This window comes from Microbacterium sp. (genome assembly GCF_011620665.1).
Lineage (GTDB): Bacteria > Actinomycetota > Actinomycetes > Actinomycetales > Microbacteriaceae > Microbacterium.
This window is the reverse complement of sequence record NZ_WOYQ01000009.1, coordinates 1-3,745: the sequence shown is the minus strand read 5'-3', so window position 1 is coordinate 3,745 and position 3,745 is coordinate 1. Positions and strand designations below refer to the sequence as shown.

Genomic DNA, 3,745 nt, shown 5'->3' with positions numbered 1-3,745 from the left:
TCAGCCCCGTCCGGTCAGCGCTTGCCGACGATTTGGCGCGAGACGATGTCGCGCATGATCTCGTTCGTACCGCCGTAGATGCGGTGGACGCGCGCGTCGAGGTAGGCGCGCGCGATCGGGTACTCGGTGATGTACCCGTAGCCGCCGTGCAGCTGCACGCCGATGTCGAGAAGCTCGGCCTCGCGATCGGTCGCCCAGAACTTCACTTTCGCGGCCTCTTCGGCGGTGAGCTTCTTGTCTTTGTAGAGCATCATCGCGCGGTCGATGTAGGTCCAGAGCACATCGACGGTCGTCGCCATGTCGGCGAGCCGGAACCGCGTGTTCTGGAAGTCCGCGACCCGCTGGCCGAAGGCCTCGCGGCTGAGCGTGTAGTCACGGCTCCAGACGAAAGCGGCCTCGCCGGCCGCCGCCGCCGCGACCCCGATCGACAGGCGCTCCAACGGCAGGTTCATCATGAGCTGGATGAACCCGAGCCCCTCCTTGCCGCCGATCAGGTTCTCGTCCGGGACGAAGACGTCGACGAACGACAGCTCGGCGGTGTCCCAGCCGTGGAAGCCCATCTTCTGGAGCTTCTTGCCGTGGTCGAAGCCGGCCATGCCGTCCTCGAGGATCAGCAGACTGAACGCGTCCGGGCGGTTGCCTTCGCCGGTCTTGACGAACGTGACGACGATGTCCGCAGTCTTGCCCGAAGAGATGAAGGTCTTCGCACCGTTGACGATGTAGCCGCCGTCTGCCTTCTTCGCCGTGGTCCGGATGCCGCGCAGGTCGCTGCCCGCTCCAGGCTCGGTCATCGCGAGGGCGCCGAGTATCTCGCCGGTCGCCATGCCGGGCAGCCACTTCTGCTTCTGTTCCTGCGTGCCCATGTGCACGATGTAGGGCACCGCAAGGTCATCCTGGATGCCGAAGGCTCCCGCGAGCGAGCCCAGGCCCGCGCCGACGATCTCCTCGTTCACGACCGCGCGGAATCGATAGTCCTGCAGCATCCCGGCACCGCCGAACTCCTCGGGCACGCTGAGTCCGATCAGGCCCTGTGCGCCCGCCGCGAGCATCGTCTCACGGTCGATTTCACCGTCAGCATCCCACTGCGTGCGTTTCGCTTCGGTCGCATACCGCTTCAGGAATTCCTTGACGACCTTGCGGAACGCCTCGTGGTCCTCGTCGTAGATCTCGCGCTCCATCGTGCGCCTTCCTCTCGTTCTCGTGTGTACGCCTGTGGGATCAGATCCCACCATTCATGATACTGGGTATCAGTCGCCATAGTCCGGTGCGGCGGGCAACCCGAAGAAAGCCTCGAGGGAGTGAAACCCGCCCTCGTGATAGGCGGCAGCCAATTCCGCTCCGAGGTAGCGCACGTGCCAGGGCTCCCATTCGTAGCCGGTGGTGGCTGTCTGTCCGTCTTCATAGCGGACGATGAACCCGAAGCGCCAAGCGTTGTCGGCCAGCCACGAGGCCTGTGAGGTGCCGGCGAAGGCCTCGATGCCGCCACATCCGCGTGAACACGCGACGAGATCCGCGGCGATCCCGGTCTGGTGCTCGCTGTGCCCCGCGCGGGCGCTCGTGAGATCGGCGTCGGCCTTGCCGAGCGAGTTCACGTAGCCCCGGTAGGTGCTCTGCTGCGACGCGTACGACCGGTAGGCGCTGTTCAGGCCGATCGCCCCGGCGCCCTCGTCGGCGGCCGCTGCGACGAGCGCGGTCAAGGCAGCTGCGGCGTCGGGGCGCAGCCGGACGTCAGCGGTCCGCTGCATCGCCTCAGGGCGCATGAAGGATGCCGGGACGTAGTCGGGGGGGTCCAGTGGACGCCGCTTGTTGACGACGACCCAGACTCGATCGGCTGCGGACAGCGAGACGCACGGCGCTCGGCCGCCGACCACTGCGTCCCGCAACGCGCCGGCCCCGCCGAACGCGGTGATGACGTCGGCATCGGTGCCGGTTTCAAGCGCCGCCGCAACCGCCGGCGTGGCGCAGGATGCCGCGGTGACCATACTCTGAGCCGGCACCGGCAGCGCCGTGACCGGTGCGGCAGCGGGCAGCGGAGGAGCGACGCTGTGCTCGCCGAGGCGGGTTTCGCCGGCAACCGGAGATCCAGCCACCGCCGTCACCGCAACGGCAGCGCCGATGAGCAGCAGGGCTGCGCTGACGAGCAGCACCCCGCGACGCACACGATCCGCGACGCTCGCCCGCGCGTGCCTCGCCTGATCGGCAGCATGCAGACGCATGTTCGCCCGGGCGGCGCGGCGGGACAGAGTCGGAGCGGGTTCCGGCATGGTTCCATTGTCAACCGTCGCTGCCCGTTCCGCCCCCCGGACAGGCGCTGAGTCCGATCAGCCCGCGGGGTTCACCTGACGACCGCTGAGCTCCTCGATGAGGTCGTCGCCGATGCGGACGTTCTCGAACGGCGCCTCGATCTCAGCTCGATCGAGCATCTCGGTCATGCGGCGCTGGCGCTGGCGCGTGATGAGGGTCACGACGGTGCCGGGGCGGCCGGCACGCCCGGTGCGACCGGAGCGATGCAGATACGTCTTGTACTCATCGGGCGGGTCGGCCTGGATCACGAGGTCGATGTCATCGACGTGGATGCCGCGGGCTGCGACATCCGTGGCCACCAGCACGCTGACCCGGCCCGACGTCAGGCGCTCGAGATTGCGCGTGCGCTTGGCCTGGTTCAGGTCGCCGTGCAGGGCGACGGCGTGAATGCCCGCGTCATCGAACTGTTCGGCGAGCATCTCGGCATAGGCCCGGGTGCGTGCGAAGACAAGCGTCTTCCCGGCGCGATCGACGAGCGAAGTGAGGATCTCTGCTTTGTCACGGTGATCGATCACGAGCACACGGTGATCGATCGTGCCCGAATCCTGGTCCTCGCCGGCGACCTCGTACACGGCGGGGTCGACGAGAAACTCGTCGACGAGCGCGGCGACTTCACGGTCGAGCGTGGCGGAGAACAGGAGCTTCTGCGCGCCGTCGTGCACAAGGCGGAGGATGCGCTGCATCGGCTCGAGGAATCCGAGCTCGCTCATGTGGTCGGCTTCATCGAGCACGACGATCTGCACGTCCGAAAGATCGAGTTTGCCCTGCGCCTGAAGGTCTTCGATACGACCGGGCGTGCCGATGATGATGTCGACACCCTTGCGGAGGGCTCCCACCTGGCGTGCCTGCGGCACCCCACCATAGATCTGGGTCGTGAAGAGCCCGACGCTGCGAGCGATCGGCTGGATCGTTCGGTCGATCTGAAGAGCCAGCTCACGGGTCGGCGCGAGGACCAGCGCCTTGGGCGTGCGACCGAACTCACGGCGCTTGCCGGCCTGGCCGCGCAGAATCGCCTCGACGAGCGGGGCGCCGAACGCGATGGTCTTTCCCGAACCGGTACGGCCGCGAGCGAGAACGTCCTTGCCCGCGAGGATCGGGGCGATCGTGGCGGCCTGAATCGGGAACGGCGATGGTGCGCCCAGCTCGGCGAGGACCCGCACGATGTTCTCGCCGAGGCCCAGGCTGCCGAACGTCACCCCCGCGGTCGCTTCGGCTTGAACTGCCTCGGCCTGGAGCTTCTCGTGCACGACGTCCACGTGGTCCTGATGGGCCTTCGCCTTGCCCTCTGCGTGCCAGTCGGAGCGGTTTCCGGCGTACACGCCGTCCGCAGCGGCGACCGTGCGCGCGGGACGACGGTCGCCCGCATCGCGACGCGGACGGTCAGGGAACGAACGCGCCGGACGATCCGGACGATCCGTGTTCGACCGAACCGGACGATCCG

3 protein-coding genes are annotated in these 3,745 nt (G+C 67.7%); all 3 read right to left on the bottom strand.

The features are described 5' to 3' along the window. Positions 1 to 14: 14 nt before the first annotated feature. Positions 15 to 1,178, bottom strand: coding sequence for an acyl-CoA dehydrogenase family protein (locus tag QZV81_RS01905; RefSeq protein ID WP_292831649.1), 1,164 nt, complete (start codon positions 1,176 to 1,178; stop codon positions 15 to 17). Between the two features lie 69 nt (positions 1,179 to 1,247). After that, positions 1,248 to 2,264 carry a M15 family metallopeptidase gene (locus tag QZV81_RS01900; RefSeq protein ID WP_292831646.1) on the bottom strand — a complete coding sequence of 339 codons (1,017 nt, stop codon included), beginning with the start codon at positions 2,262 to 2,264 and terminating at the stop codon, positions 1,248 to 1,250. Between the two features lie 57 nt (positions 2,265 to 2,321). Next, the coding region (locus tag QZV81_RS01895) for a DEAD/DEAH box helicase (protein WP_292831643.1) at positions 2,322 to 3,745 on the bottom strand (1,424 nt) is incomplete at its 5' end.

Coding starts and splice junctions, on each gene's coding strand:
- QZV81_RS01900 (WP_292831646.1), bottom strand. CDS start 2,264: ATGCCGGAACCCGCTCCGACTCTGTCCCGCCGCGCCGCCCGGGCGAAC.
- QZV81_RS01905 (WP_292831649.1), bottom strand. CDS start 1,178: ATGGAGCGCGAGATCTACGACGAGGACCACGAGGCGTTCCGCAAGGTC.